General features: G+C 68.4%; 1 protein-coding gene. It reads right to left on the reverse strand.

The window, feature by feature from the left end:
- Positions 1 to 207: 207 nt before the first annotated feature.
- Positions 208 to 1,173: TerC/Alx family metal homeostasis membrane protein (locus BM093_RS34890; RefSeq protein ID WP_093357775.1), on the reverse strand; the 966-nt coding region annotated here is incomplete at its 5' end.

A 1,173-nucleotide genomic window follows, 5' to 3' on the forward strand; every position in this document is an offset into this window, starting at 1 on the left:
CCGTCGAGGATCCACGCCGTGCCCAGGCCGAGCACGACCATCGTGTGGAACCGCGCCCAGGGCAGGCGGTCCAGGCGGGCCGGAATCTGCGTACGGATCGTGCCCAGCCGGGCGTCACTCGCCATGCTCACTCCCTGATCCGGAGACCTCGGGTCGCCGTGTGACCGGGAGGAGACGGGCCAAACCTGTGCGTGCCGGGCCGGGCCGTCAGTCCGGGGACGAGCCGCTGCGGGTGCCGGCGTCGTGCGCGGCGTGCGCGCGCCGGAGCAGGTCCATGAGCCGGTCCTCCTCCCGGATCCGGGCGCGGTACTTCTCCGGCAGGCCCCGGATGACGGCCTCCTCGGCCTGGAGCTTGCGGTAGAGCTCCGCCCGGCGCTCGGGATCCTTCTCGACGTCGAGGTACTCGGCGGCGTGCCGGCGGGCGCCGGAGACCGCGTTCTGACCACGCCCCTTCGGGCTGACCAGGGACGCGATGACGGTGACGACCAGCACGCCCAGGATCACGGTCAGCGACAGGCCGGTGCTGATCTCGACCACGGGGACGGGCTCGCCGTCGTTGATGAACGGCACGTTGTTCTCGTGCAGGGCGTGCAGCACGAGCTTCACGCCGATGAACGCGAGGATCGCGGCCAGCCCGAAGCTCAGGTACACCAGCCGGTCCAGCAGCCCGTCGATGAGGAAGTAGAGCTGGCGCAGCCCGAGCAGCGAGAACGCGGTCGCGGTGAACACCAGGTACACGTTCTGGGTCAGGCCGAAGATCGCCGGGATGGAGTCCAGCGCGAACAGGATGTCGGTCCCGCCGATGGCCACCATGACCAGCAGCATCGGCGTCAGCACGCGGCGCCCGTCCTGGACGGTGAACAGCTTGTCCCCGTCGTAGGTGTCGGACGTGTGGAACAGCCGCTTCGCGATCCGGATGATCAGGTTGTCCGCGGGCCTGCTCTCCGAGTCGCCGGGCTTGAGCAGGTTCCCCGCGGTGATGATCAGGATGAGCCCGAACAGGTAGAAGACCCAGGCGAAGGAGTTGATCAGCGCGGCGCCCAGGAAGATGAACCCGGTCCGGGCGATGAGCGAGAACACGATCCCGAACAGCAGCACCTTCTGCTGGTCGGCCCGCGGGACCTTGAAGCTCGAGATGATGATCAGGAAGACGAACAGGTTGTCCACCGAGAG

Origin of the sequence: Pseudonocardia ammonioxydans (assembly GCF_900115005.1) — a bacterium.
Taxonomy (GTDB): domain Bacteria; phylum Actinomycetota; class Actinomycetes; order Mycobacteriales; family Pseudonocardiaceae; genus Pseudonocardia; species Pseudonocardia ammonioxydans.